This is a genomic window from Kitasatospora sp. MAA19 (assembly GCF_029894125.1).
Lineage (GTDB): Bacteria > Actinomycetota > Actinomycetes > Streptomycetales > Streptomycetaceae > Kitasatospora.
This window is the reverse complement of record NZ_JARXYZ010000004.1, coordinates 68925-86744: the sequence shown is the minus strand read 5'-3', so window position 1 is coordinate 86744 and position 17820 is coordinate 68925. Positions and strand designations below refer to the sequence as shown.

At 72.7% G+C, this 17820-nt stretch carries 8 protein-coding genes; 1 reads left to right on the top strand and 7 read right to left on the bottom strand.

Annotated elements, in window-relative coordinates:
* Positions 1–123 precede the first annotated feature (123 nt).
* From glgB to P3T27_RS08360, 4 genes are all read right to left on the bottom strand, one after another.
* A complete protein-coding gene (gene glgB / locus P3T27_RS08375) occupies positions 124–2478 on the bottom strand; it encodes a 1,4-alpha-glucan branching protein GlgB (RefSeq protein WP_280675941.1) in 2355 nt (784 codons plus the stop codon).
* Positions 2479–2554: 76 nt separating this feature from the next.
* Positions 2555–4045, bottom strand: a complete 1491-nt coding sequence (locus P3T27_RS08370; RefSeq protein WP_280675939.1) for a phosphotransferase — start codon at positions 4043–4045, stop codon at positions 2555–2557.
* A gap of 242 nt (positions 4046–4287) precedes the next feature.
* On the bottom strand, positions 4288–6012 hold the full coding sequence (gene treS / locus P3T27_RS08365; RefSeq protein ID WP_280675937.1) for a maltose alpha-D-glucosyltransferase: 1725 nt from the start codon (positions 6010–6012) through the stop codon (positions 4288–4290).
* Complete coding sequence (locus P3T27_RS08360; RefSeq protein ID WP_280676592.1) at positions 6009–7964, bottom strand: alpha-1,4-glucan--maltose-1-phosphate maltosyltransferase; 1956 nt, start codon at positions 7962–7964, stop codon at positions 6009–6011. Before P3T27_RS08360 ends, treS begins: the two co-directional genes overlap by 4 nt.
* 982 nt (positions 7965–8946) lie before the next feature.
* Here P3T27_RS08360 and glgP point away from each other — a divergent pair.
* Entirely contained in the window at positions 8947–11613 is a 2667-nt protein-coding gene (gene glgP / locus P3T27_RS08355) for an alpha-glucan family phosphorylase (RefSeq protein ID WP_280675935.1), read from the top strand.
* 20 nt (positions 11614–11633) lie between these two features.
* Here glgP and P3T27_RS08350 read toward each other — a convergent pair whose 3' ends face one another.
* The 3 genes from P3T27_RS08350 to glgX all read right to left on the bottom strand — a co-directional run bounded on the left by P3T27_RS08350 (position 11634) and on the right by glgX (position 17734).
* Positions 11634–13490, bottom strand: a complete 1857-nt coding sequence (locus P3T27_RS08350; protein WP_280675933.1) for an ABC transporter ATP-binding protein — start codon at positions 13488–13490, stop codon at positions 11634–11636.
* Positions 13487–15307 carry an ABC transporter ATP-binding protein gene (locus P3T27_RS08345; protein WP_280675931.1) on the bottom strand — a complete coding sequence of 607 codons (1821 nt, stop codon included), beginning with the start codon at positions 15305–15307 and terminating at the stop codon, positions 13487–13489. Before P3T27_RS08345 ends, P3T27_RS08350 begins: the two co-directional genes overlap by 4 nt.
* 210 nt (positions 15308–15517) lie before the next feature.
* Positions 15518–17734 (bottom strand): glycogen debranching protein GlgX, encoded by a 2217-nt coding sequence (glgX, locus tag P3T27_RS08340; RefSeq protein ID WP_280675929.1) that lies wholly within the window; start codon positions 17732–17734, stop codon positions 15518–15520.
* Between the last annotated feature and the right edge of the window lie 86 nt (positions 17735–17820).

Genomic DNA, 17820 nt, shown 5'->3' with positions numbered 1-17820 from the left:
ACGAACGATCTCGGATCGCGGCGAAGCCTACTGCGGTGGTTCGCATCCTGTTCGAACATTTACAGAAGCGGAAGCCCCCCGGAGCGATTCGCGTTCCGGGGGGGGCATGCGGCGAGGTGCTCGCTAGGCCGGGCGGAGCCAGAGGGTGGCGAGTGGGGGGAGGACCAGTTCGGCGGAGCGGGGCTGGTCGTTCCAGGGGGTCGGGTCGGCCTTGACCGGGTGGGAGTTGCCGATGCCGCCGCCGCCGTAGGCCTCGGCGTCGGTGTTGAGCACTTCCTCCCACAGCTGGTCGCGGCCCGCCAGGGCGGGCAGGCCGACCCGGTGGCCGTGCCGGACGACCGGGGAGAAGTTGCAGACCGCGACCAGTGGCGAGCCGTCGGCCGCGTACCGGGCGTAGGAGAGCAGGTTGTCCTCGGCGGCGCCGCCGTCGAGCCAGCGGAAGCCGTCCGGGGTGGCGTCCCGTTCCCAGAGGGCGGGGGTGTCCAGGTAGTGCCGGTTGAGGTCGCGGACCAGTCGGCGCACGCCGAGGTGCTCCTGGTGGGCCGGCCACTGCTCGTCGAGCACCCACCACTGCGGGCCCTGTTCGTGGTGCCACTCCGCGCCCTGGGCGAACTCCTGCCCCATGAAGAGGAGTTGCTTGCCCGGGTGGGACCACATGAAGCCCAGGTAGGCGCGGTGGTTGGCGCGCTGCTGCCACCAGTCGCCGGGCATCTTGGCCACCAGCGCCTGCTTGCCGTGCACCACCTCGTCGTGCGAGATCGGCAGGATGTAGTTCTCCGAGTAGGCGTACACCATCGAGAAGGTGATCTCGTTGTGGTGGTACTTGCGGTGCACCGGCTCCTTGGACATGTAGACCAGCGAGTCGTGCATCCAGCCCATGTTCCACTTCAGCCCGAAGCCCAGGCCGCCGGCGTCGGTGGGGCGGGTGACGCCGTCCCAGGCGGTGGACTCCTCGGCGATGGTGACCACGCCGGGGCAGCGCCGGTAGACGGTGGCGTTCATCTCCTGCAGGAACGCGGCGGCGTCCAGGTTCTCCCGGCCGCCGTGCTGGTTGGGCGTCCAGGCGCCGCCCTCGCGGGAGTAGTCGAGGTAGAGCATCGAGGCGACGGCGTCCACCCGCAGGCCGTCGATGTGGAACTCCTCGCACCAGTAGACCGCGTTGGCGACGAGGAAGTTGCGCACCTCCTTGCGGCCGTAGTCGAACTCCAGGGTGCCCCAGTCGGGGTGCTCGGCGCGCAGTGGGTCGGCGGGCTCGTACAGCGGCTCGCCGTCGAAGCGGGCGAGCGCGAAGGCGTCCTTGGGGAAGTGGGCGGGCACCCAGTCGACGATCACGCCGATGCCGTGCCGGTGCAGGGTGTCCACCAGGTGGCGGAAGTCGTCCGGGCCGCCGAGCCGGGCGGTGGGGGCGTAGTAACCGGACACCTGGTAGCCCCAGGAGCCGCCGAAGGGGTGCTCCATCACCGGCATGAACTCCACGTGGGTGAAGTTCAACTCCTTGAGGTAGCGCGGGAGTTCCTCGGCGATGGCGCGGTAGTTGGTGAGGTCCGGCCGCCAGGACGCCAGGTGCAGCTCGTACACCGACATCGGCGCCCGGTGGTGCGCGGTGCGGGCCCGGCGGGCCATCCACTCGCCGTCCTGCCAGCGGTAGTCGGAGCTGGTGACCACCGAGGCGGTGGCGGGCGGGCACTGGGCGGCGCGGGCCAGCGGGTCGGCCTTGTCGAGCACCCAGCCCTGCCGGGTGTGGATCTCGTACTTGTACGCGGCGCCCTCGCCGAGGCCCGGGACGAACAGCTCCCAGATCCCGGACGAGCCGAGCGAGCGCATCGGGTGCCCGGTGCCGTCCCAGTGGTTGAAGTCGCCGATCAGCCGGACCCCGACGGCGTTCGGCGCCCAGACCGCGAAGGCGGTGCCGGCGACGCCGTCGACGGTGCGCGGGTGCGAGCCGAGCGCCCGCCACAGCTGCTCGTGCCGGCCCTCGGAGATCAGGTGCAGGTCGAGCTCACCGAGGGTGGGCGGGGTGCGGTAGCCGTCGTGCTGGACCAGCGGCTCGCCGCCGGGGTAGGTCACCAGCAGCCGGTAGTCCGGCACGCTCCCGCCGGCCACCAGCCCGGTGAACAGGCCGCCCTGCTGGTGGGTGAGTTCGGCCGGGCCCTGGGCGGTCTCGACGACCACCCGCTCGGCGAACGGACGCAGCACCCGGATCGCGGTGCCGCCGTGCACCGGGTGGGCGCCGAGCAGGGCGTGCGGGTCGTGGTGCTGCCCGCCGACCAGCCGGTCCACCTCGGACGGCGGCAGCGGCGCCTCGGGCAGCCGCAGCGAGGCCGTGGGCGGGGCCGCGACCGGCCCGGGCTCGGCGACCGGCTCGGGCTCCGCGGCCGCCCGGGGCGTCGTGGGCTCGGGCCCGGGGGAGTCCGGGCCGGCCAGGAAGGTGGCCGGTACGGGGCGGGTGGTGCGGCCGGGCGGATCGAGCGGAGTCACGGCTGGGTCCTCCTGCGACGGGGGGTGGGCAAACTCCAGGGCGGCGGAACCGGGGGTGCGGGTGCGGCCGGGGCGGTCACACGGTGAGGGCGAGCCGGTTGATCGCGGCGAGCGGGATCGGCAGCCAGCTCGGCCGGTGCCGGGCCTCGTAGACCACCTCGTACACCGCCTTGTCGATCTCCAGAGCCCGCATCAGCTCCGGCGAGGCCGCCGGGTCGGCGCCGCCGCCGGCGGTGTAGCCGGCGCAGAAGGCGGTGCGGTTGCGCTGCGCCCAGGCGGCCGCGAGGTGGGCGAGCTCCGGGTCGACCGGGCCGCCGGCCAGCAGGTGGGCGGCCGCGTAGTCGAAGGAGCGGAGCATCGCGGCGATGTCGCGCAGCGCGGGCTGCGGCTCCCGGCGCTCGTTGACGGACTTGGCCGGTTCGCCCTCGAAGTCCAGCAGTACCCAGCCGTGCGGGGTGCGCATGGCCTGCCCGAGGTGCAGGTCGCCGTGGATGCGCTGGACCGGCAGGCCGTCCGGGTGGGCGTCGGCGAGCTGCTGGAAGGCGGTGCGCAGCGCGGCCCGGTAGCGCAGCAGCCCGGGGACGGCGGCGACGGCGCTGTCCAGCCGGTCGGCCATGGTGGTGGCGAGCCGGCTGGTCTGGGCGCGGTCGAGCCGGGCGACCGGCATCGACCGGGCCAGGACCCGGTGCACCTCGGCGGTGGCCCGGCCGAGCCGGTGGGCCTCGATGGCGAAGTTGCCGGGGGAGGGGTCGCCCTTGAGCTGGCCGACGTGGTCGAGGGCGAGCTCCCAGCCGTCCTCGGCGTCCGGCAGGTAGCGCTGGAGCAGGCCGAGGGTGGCGGGTTCGGCGCGTTCCATCCGGCTCTCGAACCAGGCGGCGACCCGGGGGATCCGGGTGGAGCCGGCCCGGGAGAGGGCGAGGGAGAGTTCGAGGTCGGGGTTGGTGCCGGGGTGGATGCGGCGGAACAGCTTGAGGATGTACGAGGTGCCGTAGATGACCGAGCTGTTGGACTGCTCGGCGGTGGAGGCGCGGCCGGGGAGGTTGGCGGGGAGCCCGGAGCCGGGGGTGCGGCGGAAGGACAGCGAGCCGAACCGGTCGCCGGTGGCCAGGTGTTCCAGCAGCCGCCCGGTGAGTTCGGGGTCGTGCACCGCGTCGTAGAGCGCCGCGCCGTCGTACGGGCCCTGGCTGAGCCGGCCGAGCACGGCGCTGGGCTCGATGTCCGCGGGCCCGTCCGAGCGGATGCCGAGCAGGAGTTGGTAGATGTCCCCGTGCGGGGCGCCGGCCGTGGTGGCGTGCTCGACCCGCAGCAGCAGGTGCAGCAGGGCCGGGTCGCCGACCTGCAGCGGGGTTCCGACCATCGGGGTGAGGCCGGTGATGGGCCGTCCCTTCCCGGCGTACCAGCGCTGGGTGGGGAGCCACTCGGCGATCAGCGGCAGGGCCGCCTGGACGAGTTCGCTGACCCCCAGGGCGGTTCTCCGGGCCCCGGTGCTCCGCGGGCCCGCCGACGCGGCGGATTCGGCGGGGGTGTCGTGCTGCACATGGGCTTGAGAACGGGAGGTTTCGGACATGACTCCCTTTCCCCGGAAGCGGGCGGACGGCCCGACGGGTCTGGCCGGGTCCGTCAGTCTTCCGGATTTCGGCGGCGCGGCGGCGGCGGCACGCGAGCGGGGCTCAGGTGTCACGCCTTCGTGTGGGTGGCCGTTGGGCTGTTCTCCGTACGCGGTGGTGCAGAGAACTCCGGGGGCGCAGGGGTTCAACTCGCGCCCCCGGAGGGTCTGGTGGTGCTGTTGGGGCCGGATGTGGCGGATCGTTACTTCGAGCGCCTCGTCCCGCTCAGGCGCGGGGGCTGCCGGAGCTGGAACCAGTAGAAGCCGTGGCCGGCCAGGGTGAGCAGGTAGGGCCACTCGCCGATCGAGGGGAAGCGCACCCCGCCGATCAGCTCGACCGGGTACCGTCCGCCGTACTGCCGCAGGTCCAGCTCGGTCGGCTGCGCGAACCGCGAGAAGTTGTTCACGCACATGACCAGGTCCCCCTCGTGTTCGCGCACGAAGGCCAGCACGGCGGGGTTGCTGGAGGGCAGTTCGGTGTACGTGCCGAGGCCGAACGCCGGATTGAGCTTGCGGATCTCGATCATGCGACGCGTCCAGTGCAGCAGCGAACTCGAACTGCTCTGCTGCGCCTCGACGTTGGTCACCTGGTAGCCGTACACCGGGTCCATGATGGGCGGCAGACTGAGCCTGCCCGGGTCGGCGGAGGAGAAACCCGCGTTGCGGTCCGGGGTCCACTGCATCGGCGTGCGCACGCCGTCCCGGTCGCCCAGCCAGATGTTGTCGCCCATGCCGATCTCGTCGCCGTAGTACAGCACCGGCGAGCCGGGCAGCGAGAACAGCAGGGCGGTGAACAGCTCGATCTGGTTGCGGTCGTTCTCCAGCAGCGGGGCGAGCCGGCGCCGGATGCCCACGTTGGCGCGCATCCGGGGGTCCTTGGCGTACTCCGCGTACATGTAGTCGCGCTCCTCGTCGGTGACCATCTCCAGGGTCAGCTCGTCGTGGTTGCGCAGGAAGATGCCCCACTGGCAGCCGCCCGGGATCTGCGGGGTCTTGGCGAGGATCTCCGACACCGGGTAGCGGGACTCCCGCCGCACGGCCATGAAGATCCGGGGCATCACCGGGAAGTGGAACGCCATGTGGCACTCGTCGCCGCCCGCGGTGAAGTCGCCGAAGTAGTCGACGACGTCCTCGGGCCACTGGTTGGCCTCGGCGAGCAGCACGGTGTCGGGGTAGTCGGCGTCGATCTCCTTGCGGACCCGCTTGAGGAACTCGTGCGTCTCCGGCAGGTTCTCGCAGTTGGTGCCCTCGCGGGCGAACAGGTACGGCACCGCGTCCAGCCGGAAGCCGTCGATGCCGAGGTCGAGCCAGAACCGCAGCCCGGCGATCATCTCCTGCTGGACGCGGGGGTTGTCGTAGTTGAGGTCCGGCTGGTGGGAGAAGAACCGGTGCCAGTAGTACTGCTTGCGGACCGGGTCGTAGGTCCAGTTGGAGGTCTCGGTGTCGATGAAGATGATCCGGGCGTCCGGGTACTGCTTGTCGTCGTCGGCCCACATGTAGAAGTCGCCGTACGGGCCGTCCGGGTCCGCCCGCGAGGCCTGGAACCACGGGTGCTGGTCGCTGGTGTGGTTCATGACGAAGTCGATGATCACGCGCATGCCGCGGGCGTGCGCGGCGTCGACGAACTCCATGAAGTCGGCGAGGTCGCCGAACTCCGGCAGCACCGACTTGTAGTCGGCCACGTCGTACCCGCCGTCGCGCAGCGGCGAGGCGAAGAACGGCGGGAGCCAGAGGCAGTCGACCCCGAGCCACTGGAGGTAGTCGAGCTTGGTGGTGAGCCCCTTCAGGTCCCCGACCCCGTCGCCGTTGCTGTCCTGGAAGGATCGCACCAGCACCTCGTAGAAGACCGCACGCTTGAACCACTCCGGGTCCAGGTTCTTCTTCGAGGTCTCCGGGAAGATGTCGGGGACGGGCTCGTTCACTGTCACGCTGGGTTCCTCCGAACCGTGAGGAGGTGAGCCGGCTCGGCTGAGGGATCGAGCCGGACGTAGTTGTGCCGGCCCCAGGTGTAGACGGCGCCGGTGAGCTCGTCGTGCACCGCGTACGGGCCGTCGCCGTCGAGGGTGACGGTGGCCTCCTGGACCTGGTACGGGTCGAGGTTGACCACGGTGACGACCTGGTCGGCGAGGCCCTCGGGGGTGGTCGCGGTCTTGGAGTAGGCGAGCACCTGGTCGTTGTCGGTGGGGTGGAAGCGCAGGTTGCGCAGCTGCTGCAGGGCGGGGTGGCGCCGGCGCAGCCGGTTCAGCACGGTGAGCAGCGGGGCGAGGGAGTCGGTACGGGCCCAGTCGCGCGGGCGCAGCTCGTACTTCTCCGAGTGCAGGTACTCCTCGGATCCCGGGTGGGCCGGCTCGTTCTCGTACAGCTCGAAGCCGGCGTAGACGCCGTAGCTGGGGGAGAGGGTGGCGGCGAGCACGGCGCGGACGGCGAACGCGGCCCGGCCGCCGTGCTGGAGGTAGCCGTGCAGGATGTCCGGGGTGTTGGCGAAGAAGTTGGGCCGCATGTAGGCGGCGGCGTCACCGGTGAGTTCGGTGAGGTACTCGGTGAGTTCCGTTTTGGTGGTGCGCCAGGTGAAGTACGTGTACGACTGGTGGAAACCGATCTTCCCCAGGGTGTGCATCATCGCTGGCCGGGTGAAGGCCTCCGCCAGGAACACGACGTCCGGGTCGGTGCGGGCGATGTCGGCGAGCACGTTCTCCCAGAACACCACCGGCTTGGTGTGCGGGTTGTCGACCCGGAAGATCCGAACGCCGTGGGACATCCAGAACCGGAGGATCCGGATGGTTTCCTTGACGATTCCATCCATGTCCTGGTCGAAGTTGACCGGATAGATGTCCTGGTACTTCTTCGGAGGGTTCTCGGCGTACGCGATGGTGCCGTCCGCGCGGTGGTTGAACCATTCCGGGTGCTTGTTCACCCACGGGTGGTCGGGGGAGCACTGGAGGGCGAAGTCCAGCGCCACCTCCAGGTGCAGGTCCCGGGCCTCGGTGACGAAGTGGTCGAAGTCCTCGATGGTGCCGAGGTCCGGGTGGATCGCGTCGTGGCCGCCCTCCGGGGAGCCGATCGCCCACGGCGAACCGACGTCGTGCGGACCGGCCGTCAGGGTGTTGTCCGGGCCCTTGCGGAAGGCTCGTCCGATCGGGTGGACCGGCGGCAGGTAGACCACGTCGAAACCCATCGCGGCGACGGCCGGCAGCCGCTCGGAGGCGGTGCGCAGGGTGCCCGAGCGCGGCGGCTCGACGCCGCCAGGGTCCACCACCGCGCCCTCCGACCGGGGGAAGAACTCGTACCAGGAGCCGTACAGCGCGCGCTCGCGGTCCACCTGGAGCGGCAGCGGGCGGGAGGCGCTGAGCAGTTCGCGCAGCGGGTGGCGGTCCAGCAGTTCCAGCACCTCGGGGGCGAGCGCGGCGGCCAGCCGGGACAGCGGCGGCAGCCCGGGGTCGCGCAGCGCGTCGGCGGCGGCCAGCACGTGCGCCCGGCCCTCCTTCTTCGGCACCCCGTTCGCCGCCTGCTCCAGCAGTCGGGCGCCCTCCTCCAGGACCAGCACGGTGTCGATCCCGGCGGGCAGCTTCACGGCGGCGGTCCGGCGCCAGGTGGCGATCGGGTCGCTCCAGGCCTCGACCAGGTACGACCAGCGGCCGGGGGCCGTCGGAGTGACGTGCGCGCCCCAGCGGTCGGTGCCCTCGGCCAGCTCGCGCATCGGTGTCCACGGGCCGCTGCGGCCGCGCGGGTCGCGCAGCACCACGTTGGCGTTGACGGCGTCGTGGCCCTCGCGGAACACGGTCGCGGTGACCAGGAAGGTCTCGCCGACGACGGCCTTGGCCGGGCGGCGGCCGGAGTCGACGAGGGGGCTGACGTCCAGGACGGGGATGCGGCCGATCACGGTGTCGCTCTCTGTCGTCTTGCGGGCGGCGGGCTTGCGGGCGGGGGCCTTGCGCGGCGCGGCGTCGGCGGTGGCCTCGGCGGCGTCGGCGGTGGCCTTCGCGGTGGCGGCGGCGCGGCGCGTCGTGGTGGTGCGCCTGCGCGGTGTCGCCGGCCGGCCCTCCTCGGACCCGGGTTCTCGGGCCGCGCCGGTCGGCTCGCCGTGGACCGCCCCGGCCCGCGGCGCCGGCATCGCCGGATCCGTCCGAGTGTCAGAATCCATCCGTCCGGCGGATTCCGCGACCGCTGCGTCGATGGCGTCGGCCACCGGTGTGGACTGGTCCCGCGTGTCGCCGTGCATGTCAAACTCCTGCCCGAGATCGGCGGCAGCTCCCGCGGGCCGGGATGGGCCAGGGGAGTACCGGGAGGACTGCTGGGTGGGGAGGACGTGCGACCGGAAGCCTGCCCGCGTCGCTGTCCCCGGCAACCTGCCCGGCGCCCGCCGAGCCCGCGGCGGGACGCCCGGAGCCCGTGCGCGTCCCGGCGCGCGCCTCCAGGGGCACGCCCCTGGGCGACCCGGTCCACCCGTGAACGAGCAGGCCGGGTACGAGGACACGCGTCGGTGCGCGGTGGGCGCCGAATGGGCTAAGAAGAAGGGGAACGATCAACGCGAAAAGGATTCGGACGTGCTGCTTCAAGGCGGACGCCACCCGCCGCCGCACTCCCCGCAGCATCAACGACCTTGAGTCATCCTCGCACCGGGGACAAGACTTTTGCAGCGGTACGACAGTAGTTTCGGGCTTTGTCCTGAGCGGATGAGCCATCGGAAATGGACCTGTTCCACAGTGTTCATGCATTGGTAGCGCGGGCCCCCGGAATGTGCGCCTCGCGCGCCCCCCGTGCAGCCCAATGCGCCGAATGCGATCTCATCAATAGGCCGAACGGATGCCCAATAGCCCACTTGACGCACGGTCATGACGGCCATCGCGGCTACGCTTCACGCCGTGAAGGCAATCCGCAGATTCACCGTCCGCACCGTCCTGCCCGAACAACTCCAGCCGCTGCACGAGCTGGCCCTCAACCTGCGCTGGTCCTGGCACCCCGAGACCAGGGACCTCTTCCGGTCCGTGGACCCGGAGGTCTGGGCCGCGACCGGCGAGGACCCGGTGCGGCTGCTCGGGGAGGTCCCGGCCGCCCGGCTCGCCGCACTCGCCGCCGACCGGCGGTTCCTGCGCAGACTCGGCGATCTCGCCGACGACCTGCGCGAGTACCTGAGCGGCCCCCGCTGGTACCAGACCCAGCAGGAGGCCGGCGCCACCCCGCCGCCCGCCGCCGTCGCCTACTTCTCCCCCGAGTACGGCATCGCCGCCGCGCTGCCCCAGTACTCCGGTGGCCTGGGCATCCTGGCCGGCGACCACCTCAAGGCCGCCAGCGACCTCGGCGTCCCGATCATCGGCGTCGGGCTGTTCTACCGGCACGGCTACTTCCGCCAGTCCCTCGACCGGGACGGCTGGCAGCAGGAGCGCTACCCGCTGCTCGATCCGGACGAACTCGCGGTCAGCCTGCTCCGGGAGGGTGACGGCACCCCCGCCCGGGTCGACCTCGCCCTGCCCGGCGGCCGCACCCTGGCCGCGCACCTCTGGAAGGCCCAGGTCGGACGGGTGCCGTTGCTGCTGCTCGACTCCGACATCGAGGCCAACTCGCCGGCCGAGCGCGACGTCACCGACCGGCTCTACGGCGGCGGCAGCGAGCACCGGTTGCTCCAGGAGATGCTGCTCGGCATCGGCGGCGTCCGCGCCGTCCGCGCCTACTGCCGGCTCACCGGGCACCCCGCCCCCGAGGTCTTCCACACCAACGAGGGCCACGCCGGCTTCCTCGGCGTCGAACGGATCCGCGAACTCGTCGCCGACGATGCGGCCGGCCTGGACTTCGCCGCCGCCCTGGAGTCCGTCCGGTCCGGCACCCTGTTCACCACCCACACGCCCGTCCCGGCCGGCATCGACCGCTTCGACCGCGAGCTGGTCGCCCGGCACTTCGGCGGCGACGCCGCGCTGCCCGGAGTCCCGGTCGAACCGGTGCTGGCGCTCGGCGCCGAGACCTGGCCCGGCGGGGACCCGAAGCTCTTCAACATGGCCGCCATGGGCCTGCGGCTCGCCCAGCGCGCCAACGGGGTGTCCACCCTGCACGGCGAGGTCAGCCGCTCCATGTTCAACGGCCTCTGGCCCGGATTCGACGCCACCGAGGTGCCGATCACCTCGGTCACCAACGGCGTCCACGCCGCCACCTGGATCGACCCGGCGGTCGTGCGGCTCGGCGCCGCCGAGATCGGCGCCGACCGTGCCGAGGACGCCATGACCACCGGCGACGCCAAGCGCTGGACGGGCCTGGAGCGGATCGGCAACACCGAGATCTGGGACCTGCGCCGCAGCCTGCGCGCCCAACTGGTCGACGAGGCCCGCCGCCGGCTGCGCGACTCCTGGCGCCAGCGCGGCGCCGGCGAGGCCGAACTCGGCTGGGTCTCCTCGGTGCTCGACCCGGACGTGCTCACCATCGGCTTCGCCCGCCGGGTGCCCTCGTACAAGCGGCTCACCCTGATGCTGCGCGACCCGGACCGGCTGCGCGCCCTGCTGCTGCACCCCGTCCGGCCGGTCCAGATCGTGGTCGCCGGCAAGGCCCACCCGGCCGACGACGGCGGCAAGCGGCTGATCCAGCAGATGGTCGCCTTCGCCGACGACCCGGCCGTCCGGCACCGGATCGTCTTCCTGCCGGACTACGACATGGCGATGGCCCGGCACCTCTACCCGGGCTGCGACGTCTGGCTGAACAACCCGCTGCGCCCGCTGGAGGCCTGCGGCACGTCCGGGATGAAGGCCGCGCTCAACGGCTGCCTCAACCTGTCCGTCCTGGACGGCTGGTGGGACGAGTGGTACGACGGCCAGAACGGCTGGGCGATCCCCACCGCCGACGAGACCGGCGGCGTGCTCGACCCGGAGAGCAGCGAGGCCGAGCACCGCGACGACATCGAGGCCGCCGCGCTGTACGACCTGATCGAGGCGCAGGTCGCCGGCCGGTTCTACGACCGGGGCACGGACGGGCTGCCGCACCGCTGGATCTCCATGGTCCGGCACACCCTGGTCACCCTCGGGCCCAAGGTGCTGGCCGGGCGGATGGTCCGCGAGTACGTCGAACGGCTGTACACCCCGGCGGCGCTGGCCCAGCGGGAGCTGGCCGGCGCGGCCTACCGCGGCGCGCGGGAGCTGGCCGAGTGGAAGGCGCGGGTCCGCGAGGGCTGGCCGGCCGTGCGGGTCGAGCACGTCGAGGCGGACTGTCCGGACGAGGCGCAGGAGCTGGGCAGCGCGCTGTCGCTGCGGGTGCAGGTCGCGCTCGGGACGCTGGACCCGGGCGACGTCGAGGTGCAGGCGGTGTCCGGCCGGGTGGACGAGTCGGACGGCATCTCGGATGCCTGCGTGCTCGCCCTCAAGCCCGTCGGCGGGTCCGACCTGGACGGACGGACCCGCTACGAGGGCTCGCTGGAGCTGTGCCGGACCGGGCCGTTCGGCTACACCGTCCGGGTGCTGCCGGCCCACCCCCGGCTGGCCTCCCCGGCCGAGCTGGGGCTGGTCGCCCTGCCCGCCGAGTCGGCGGGGATGGACGCGGGGGTGCTGCGCTAGGGCTGCGCTGGCGGGACGGCCTAGACCAGGCTGTCCCGCCAGGCCTGGTGGAGGGCGGCGAAGCGGCCGGAGCCGTCGACCAGCTCCTGCGGGGAGCCGTCCTCGACGATCCGGCCCTGGTCCATCACCAGGACGCGGTCGGCGATCTCCACGGTGGAGAGCCGGTGCGCGATGATCACCGCCGTCCGGCCGGCCAGCACCGTGCGCATGGCCCGCTGGACGGCCTGCTCGCCGGGGACGTCCAGCGAGCTGGTCGCCTCGTCGAGGATCAGCACCGCCGGGTCGGCGAGCAGCGCGCGGGCGAAGGCGACCAGCTGGCGCTGCCCGGCGGAGATCCGGCCGCCGCGCTTGCGCACGTCGGTGTCGAAGCCGTCCGGGAGCGCGGCGATGAACTCGTGGGCGCCGATGTCCCGGGCGGCCTGCTCGACCTCCTCGCGGCCGGCGCCGGGGCGGCCGATCGCGATGTTCTCGGCGACGGTGCCGGAGAACAGGAAGGACTCCTGGGTCACCATCACCACGCCGCGGCGCAGCTCGGGGGTGGCGAGGTCGCGCAGGTCCACGCCGTCCAGCCGGATCCGGCCGTCGGCCGGGTCGTAGAAGCGGGCCAGCAGCTTGGCGACCGTCGACTTGCCCGCGCCGGTCGCGCCGACCACCGCCACCGTCTGCCCGGCCGGGATCACCAGGTCGAACGGCGGCAGCACCTCCTTGCCGGTGCGGTAGGCGAAGCGGGTGTCCTCGAAGCGGACCTCGCGCCCCTTGCCGGCGGCCGCCGGCAGCTCGGTGGGCTCGGCCGGTTCGGCGACGGTCGGCTCGTGGGCGAGCAGGCCGGCGATCTTCTCCAGCGCGGCCGCGGCCGACTGGTAGCTGTTCAGGAACATCGCCAGCTGGTCGATCGGGTCGTAGAGCCGGCGCAGGTAGAGCACGAAGGCGGTGAGCACGCCCAGTTCCACCGTGCCGTCGGCGACCAGGTAGGCGCCGAGCAGCACCACGCCGGTGGTCCACAGGTTGGCGGTGGCGCGGGAGAGGCCGACGTAGCGGGCGATCTCCAGCAGGCCGTCCGCCGTCGCGGTGGCGGACTGCCGGTTGACCAGGGCGAAGGCGTCGTCGTTGGCCTGCTCGCGGCGGAAGGCCTGCACCGGGCGGATGCCGTTCATGGTCTCGGTGAAGCGGACGATCAGCGAGGCGGCCGAGGTGCGGGAGCGCCGGTAGACCCGGCGAGAGCGGCGGCGGAAGGAGCGGGCGATCAGCGCCAGCGGCAGCACCGACACCAGTGAGACCAGGCCGAGTCGCCAGTCCAGCACCAGGAGCAGCACCGAGATGTAGCAGACCGAGAGGAAGACGGTCAGCAGCTCCTGGAGGCCCTCGGAGAGCAGCTCGCGCAGCGCGTCCACGTCGCTGGTGGCGCGGGAGATGATCCGGCCCGAGGTGTACCGCTCGTGGAAGTCCAGGCTCAGCCGCTGGGCGTGCCGGAAGATCCGGCCGCGCAGCTCCAGCAGGATGTCCTGGTTGACCCGGGCGCTGATCTTGATGAACGCCCACTGCAGCACCGGGCTGATCAGCGCGCAGGCCAGGTAGGCGCCGACCACCGCGATCAGCGGGCCGGAGTCGTGCTCGCGCAGCGCCGGGATGCCGCGGTCCATCGCGACGGCGACCAGCAGCGGGCCGGACTGCAGCGCGGCCTGCTGGACGAGGATCACCACCATCGCGACGGCGATCCGGGCGCGGTGCGGGCCGAGCAGCGAGCGCAGCAGTGCCCGGGGCGCGCCGGGCGGGACGGGGATGTCCTCCTCGTCGGCCGGGGGCGGCGGCAGCCGTTCCTCGGCCGGCTCGGCGGTCTCCCGCTCGGCGGGGCCGGCGGGCGAGACGGTGGTGGTCATCGGGTGGTGCCCCCCTCGGAGATCAGGGCGGTCTCGGGTACGAGGGCGGCCTCGCCCGACATCAGTTCGCGGTAGTGCGCGCAGTCGCGCAGCAGTTCCTGGTGGGTGCCGACGGCCTCGATCCGGCCGTCGGAGAGCACCGCGACCCGGTCGGCGAGCAGGACGGTGCTCGGGCGGTGGGCGACCACCAGGGCGGTGGTGGCGCCGAGGACCTCGCGCAGCGCCCGTTCGACCAGTGCCTCGGTGTGCACGTCGAGGGCGGAGAGCGGGTCGTCCAGCACCAGGAAGGCCGGGTCGCCGACCACCGCGCGGGCCAGCGCGAGACGCTGGCGCTGGCCGCCGGACAGGCTCAGGCCCTGCTCGCCGACCTCGGTGTCCACGCCCTCGGGGAGCTTGTCCACGAAGGCGGCCTGGGCGGTGGCCAGGGCGGAACGAAGCTGCTCCTCGCCCGCGCCGGGCGCGCCCATCAGGACGTTCTCCCGGACGGTGGCGGAGAACAGGGTGGGCTCCTCGAAGGCGACGGCCACGAGTTCGCGCAGCCGCTCCCGGGGGAGGTCGCGGATGTCCCGGCCGTCCAGGGTGATGGCGCCGGCGGTGGCCTCGTGGAGGCGGGGGAGCAGCGCGGTGAGGGTGGTCTTGCCGCTGCCGGTGGCGCCGACCAGGGCCATCGTCTCGCCGCTGCGGATGTGCAGGTCGATGCCGGCCAACAGGTCGGGGGTGTCGTCGGGGGCGTCGGGGTAGCGGAAGCGGACGTCGGTGAAGCGGATGCCGTCGGGGGTGGGGCCGAGGCCGTCGGCGGTGCCCGTATCGGCGCTCTCGGGCTCGTCCAGCACCTCGAAGAAGCGGTCGGTGGCGGTGGCGGCCTCGTTGGCGTAGGCGAGCAGCCAGCCCAGGGACTCGACCGGCCAGCGCAGCGCGAGCGCGGTGGAGAGGAAGGCGACCAGGGTGCCGGCGCTCAGCTCGTCGTGGGCGACCAGGTAGGCGCCGACGGCGAGGGCGCAGCCGAGGGCGATCTCGGGCAGGCCGACGATGACCGCCCAGAGGTTGGCGAGCAGCCCGGCCTTGCGCAGTTCGGTGCGGCGCAGGTCGTGGGACTGGGCGCGGAAGCGCTCGGCCATCGAGCGGTGGCGGCCGAAGGCCTTGAGGATGCGGATGCCGAGGACGGACTCCTCGACGACGGTGGCGAGGTCGCCGTTCTGGTCCTGGGCGCGGCGGGCGGCGCCGGAGTAACCGGACTCGAAGCGCCGGGTGAGCAGGAACAGCGGGACGGAGGGCAGCAGGGTGATCAGCGCCAGCCGCCAGTCCTGGGTGAACATCACCACCGTGCCGGCCAGGAACATCACCGAGTTGACGATCAGGAAGACCAGCGGGAAGGCCAGAAACAGCCGCATGGTGTACATGTCGGCGGTGGCCCGGGAGAGCAGCTGGCCGGAGCCCCAGCGCTCGTGGAAGGAGATCGGCAGCCGCTGGAGCTTGGCGAAGAGGTCGCCGCGCATGGCCGTCTCCAGCCCGGCCAGTGGTCGGGCCAGGATCACCCGGCGGGTGTAGAACAGTGCGGCCTCGACCAGGCCGAGCAGCAGCAGCAGGCCCACCAGCGGCCACAGCCCGCGCAGGTCGTGTTGGGCGAGCGGGCCGTCGACGATCCGGCCGAGGATCAGCGGGACGCCGAGGACGCTCAACATGGCGAGCGCGGCGGCGGTCGCCGAGGTGGCCAACTGGCGGCGGACGGCCCGGGCGTAGGGCCACAGGCGCAGCAGGGAGCGGACCGTGGAGCGGTGCCCGGTCGCGGTGTCGTCGTGTTGTCGGTTCTCGGCCATCGTCGTGAGGGTAGGACGAGGCCACGTCATTTCTCATCAGGTTTTTCACCCCTGACAGGGCCCTTCGGCGAGAACCGGCCACCCGTACGGGTGGGGCACGGCTGAACGGTGGTGCGTGCGCGGCCGGTTGAGCGGGCCGGACCGCGCGCCGGGCGCGTTTCGGGCTCCTCTCGGGCTCCTCTCCGGCGCCGCTTGCGCGGTCGAGGTCCGTCAGGAGGCCGGGGCGGGTGCCCGCAGCAGCCGCAGCGAGCGCCCGCCGAGCACCACGGCGCCCCGCGGACACGGCTCGCCGGTGCCCGCGGCGGCCGTGTCGACCACCGTCCGGTACGCCGCCTCCGGCGCGGCCCAGGGCTCGCCGGGCAGGGTGAACACCACCGGTTCGTGGCCGGCGTTGAGCAGCAGCAGGAAGCTGTCGTCCCGCGAGGGCCGCCCGGTCTCGTCCCGTTCGGACATCGCGGTGCCGGACAGCAGCATGCCGAGGCAGGCGGTCGGGGCGAACCAGTCGGCCTCGGTCATCTCCTTGCCGAGCGGGGTGAACCAGGCGAGGTCCGGCTGGCCGCCGGGGGCGGCGGCCCGGCCGGAGAAGAACGCCCGCTGGCGCAGCACCGGGTGGGCCCGGCGCAGCCGGATCAGCCGGGCGGTCAGCTCGCTCAGCTCCCGCCAGCCGGGTTCGGCGCCCTCGGCGAGCAGCGACCAGTCCAGCCAACTGGCCTCGTTGTCCTGGCAGTAGGCGTTGTTGTTGCCGCGCTGGGTGCGGCCGAACTCGTCCCCGGCGGTGATCATCGGGACGCCGGTGGAGAGCAGCAGGGTGGCCATCAGGTTGCGCAGTTGGCGCAGCCGCAGGGCGTTCACCTCCGGGTCGGTGGTCTCGCCCTCGACGCCGTGGTTCCAGGAGCGGTTGTCGTCGGTGCCGTCCCGGTTGGCCTCGCCGTTGGCCTCGTTGTGCTTGCGGTCGTAGCTGACCAGGTCGCGCAGGGTGAAACCGTCGTGCGCGGTCACGTAGTTGACGGAGGCGTACGGGCGGCGGCCGCCGCGCTGGTACAGGTCGGAGGAGCCGGACAGCCGGTAGCCCAGCTCGCGCACGTCCGGACGGGCGCCGCGCCAGAAGTCCCGTACGGTGTCGCGGTACTTGTCGTTCCACTCGGCCCACAGCGGCGGGAAGCCGCCGACCTGGTAGCCGCCCGGGCCGACGTCCCAGGGCTCGGCGATCAGCTTCACCCGGCTGAGCAGCGGATCCTGGGAGACGGCGGCGAGGAAGGGGTGGTCCATGTCCACCCCGTCGGTGCCGCGGGCGAGGGCGGCGGCGAGGTCGAAGCGGAAGCCGTCCACGCCCATCTCGGTGACCCAGTACCGCAGCGAGTCGGTGACCAGCCGGACCACCTGCGGGCGGCGGGTGTCCAGGGTGTTGCCGCAGCCCGTGTAGTCGGCGTAGCCGCGCGGGCGGTGCGGGGCCTGCCGGTAGTAGGCGGCGTTGTCGATGCCGCGCAGCGAGAGCATCGGGCCGAGCTCGGCGCCCTCGGCGGTGTGGTTGAACACCACGTCGAGGATCACCTCGATCCCGGCGGCGTGCAGGGCGCGGACCATCCGCTTGAACTCGCCGACCTGGCCGCCCCGCGAACCGGCCGCGGAGTAGCCGGCGTGCGGGGCGAAGTAGCCGATCGTGTTGTAGCCCCAGTAGTTGACCAGGCCGCGTGCCTGCAGGTGGTCCTCGCTGGCGTACTGGTGGACCGGCAGCAGCTCGACGGCGGTCACGCCGAGCCGGGTCAGGTGGGCGATCGCGGCCGGGTGGGCCAGGCCCGCGTAGGTGCCGCGCAGCTCCGGCGGGACGTCGGGGTGGCGCATGGTGAACCCGCGCACGTGCAGTTCGTAGAGGACCGTCTCGGCCCACGGGGTCTTCGGCCGGTGGTCGTCGTACCAGTCGTCGTCATCGTGGACGACCACGGATCTGGGCACGTAGTCGGCCGAGTCGCGGTTGTCCCGGACGGTGTCGGCGACGTCCGGCTCCGGCCAGTTGCGGACGGCGGCGCAGACCGCGTCGTGGCTGGTGTAACAGCCGTCGACGGCACGGGCGTACGGGTCGAGCAGCAGCTTCGCCGGGTTCCAGCGGGCGCCGGTCCACGGGTCCCACCGGCCGTGCACCCGGAAGCCGTACCGGGTGCCGGGGCGGACGCCGGGCAGGAAGCCGTGCCAGATCTGGAAGTCCTGCTCGGTGAGGCGGTGCCGGCTCTCCCGGCCGTCCTCGTCGAACAGGCAGAGGTCGACCGCCTCGGCGCCGGCCGCCCAGAGCGCGAAGTTGGTGCCCTGGCCGCCCTGTTGATCGGTCCGGAAGCGCGCGCCGAGCGGCTGCCAGCTGCCGGGCCACGGTGGCTCGGCGGTGTCCCCGCCGGGCGGCCGCACTCCGGCTTCCAGCTCCTGCCCTGACGCCATGGCCGTACCCTCCCTGGACGGGGTGTCCCGGACCCCGTTCACTTCCTCTTTCCCGGATTGCGCAGATCGGAAGCGGCTGAACGGGG

Bases quoted from the DNA above. Each gene is read 5' to 3' on its own strand.
- P3T27_RS08350 (WP_280675933.1), bottom strand. From the start codon at position 13,490: ATGACCACCACCGTCTCGCCCGCCGGCCCCGCCGAGCGGGAGACCGCC.
- P3T27_RS08370 (WP_280675939.1), bottom strand. From the start codon at position 4,045: ATGTCCGAAACCTCCCGTTCTCAAGCCCATGTGCAGCACGACACCCCC.
- P3T27_RS08345 (WP_280675931.1), bottom strand. From the start codon at position 15,307: ATGGCCGAGAACCGACAACACGACGACACCGCGACCGGGCACCGCTCC.
- glgX (WP_280675929.1), bottom strand. From the start codon at position 17,734: ATGGCGTCAGGGCAGGAGCTGGAAGCCGGAGTGCGGCCGCCCGGCGGG.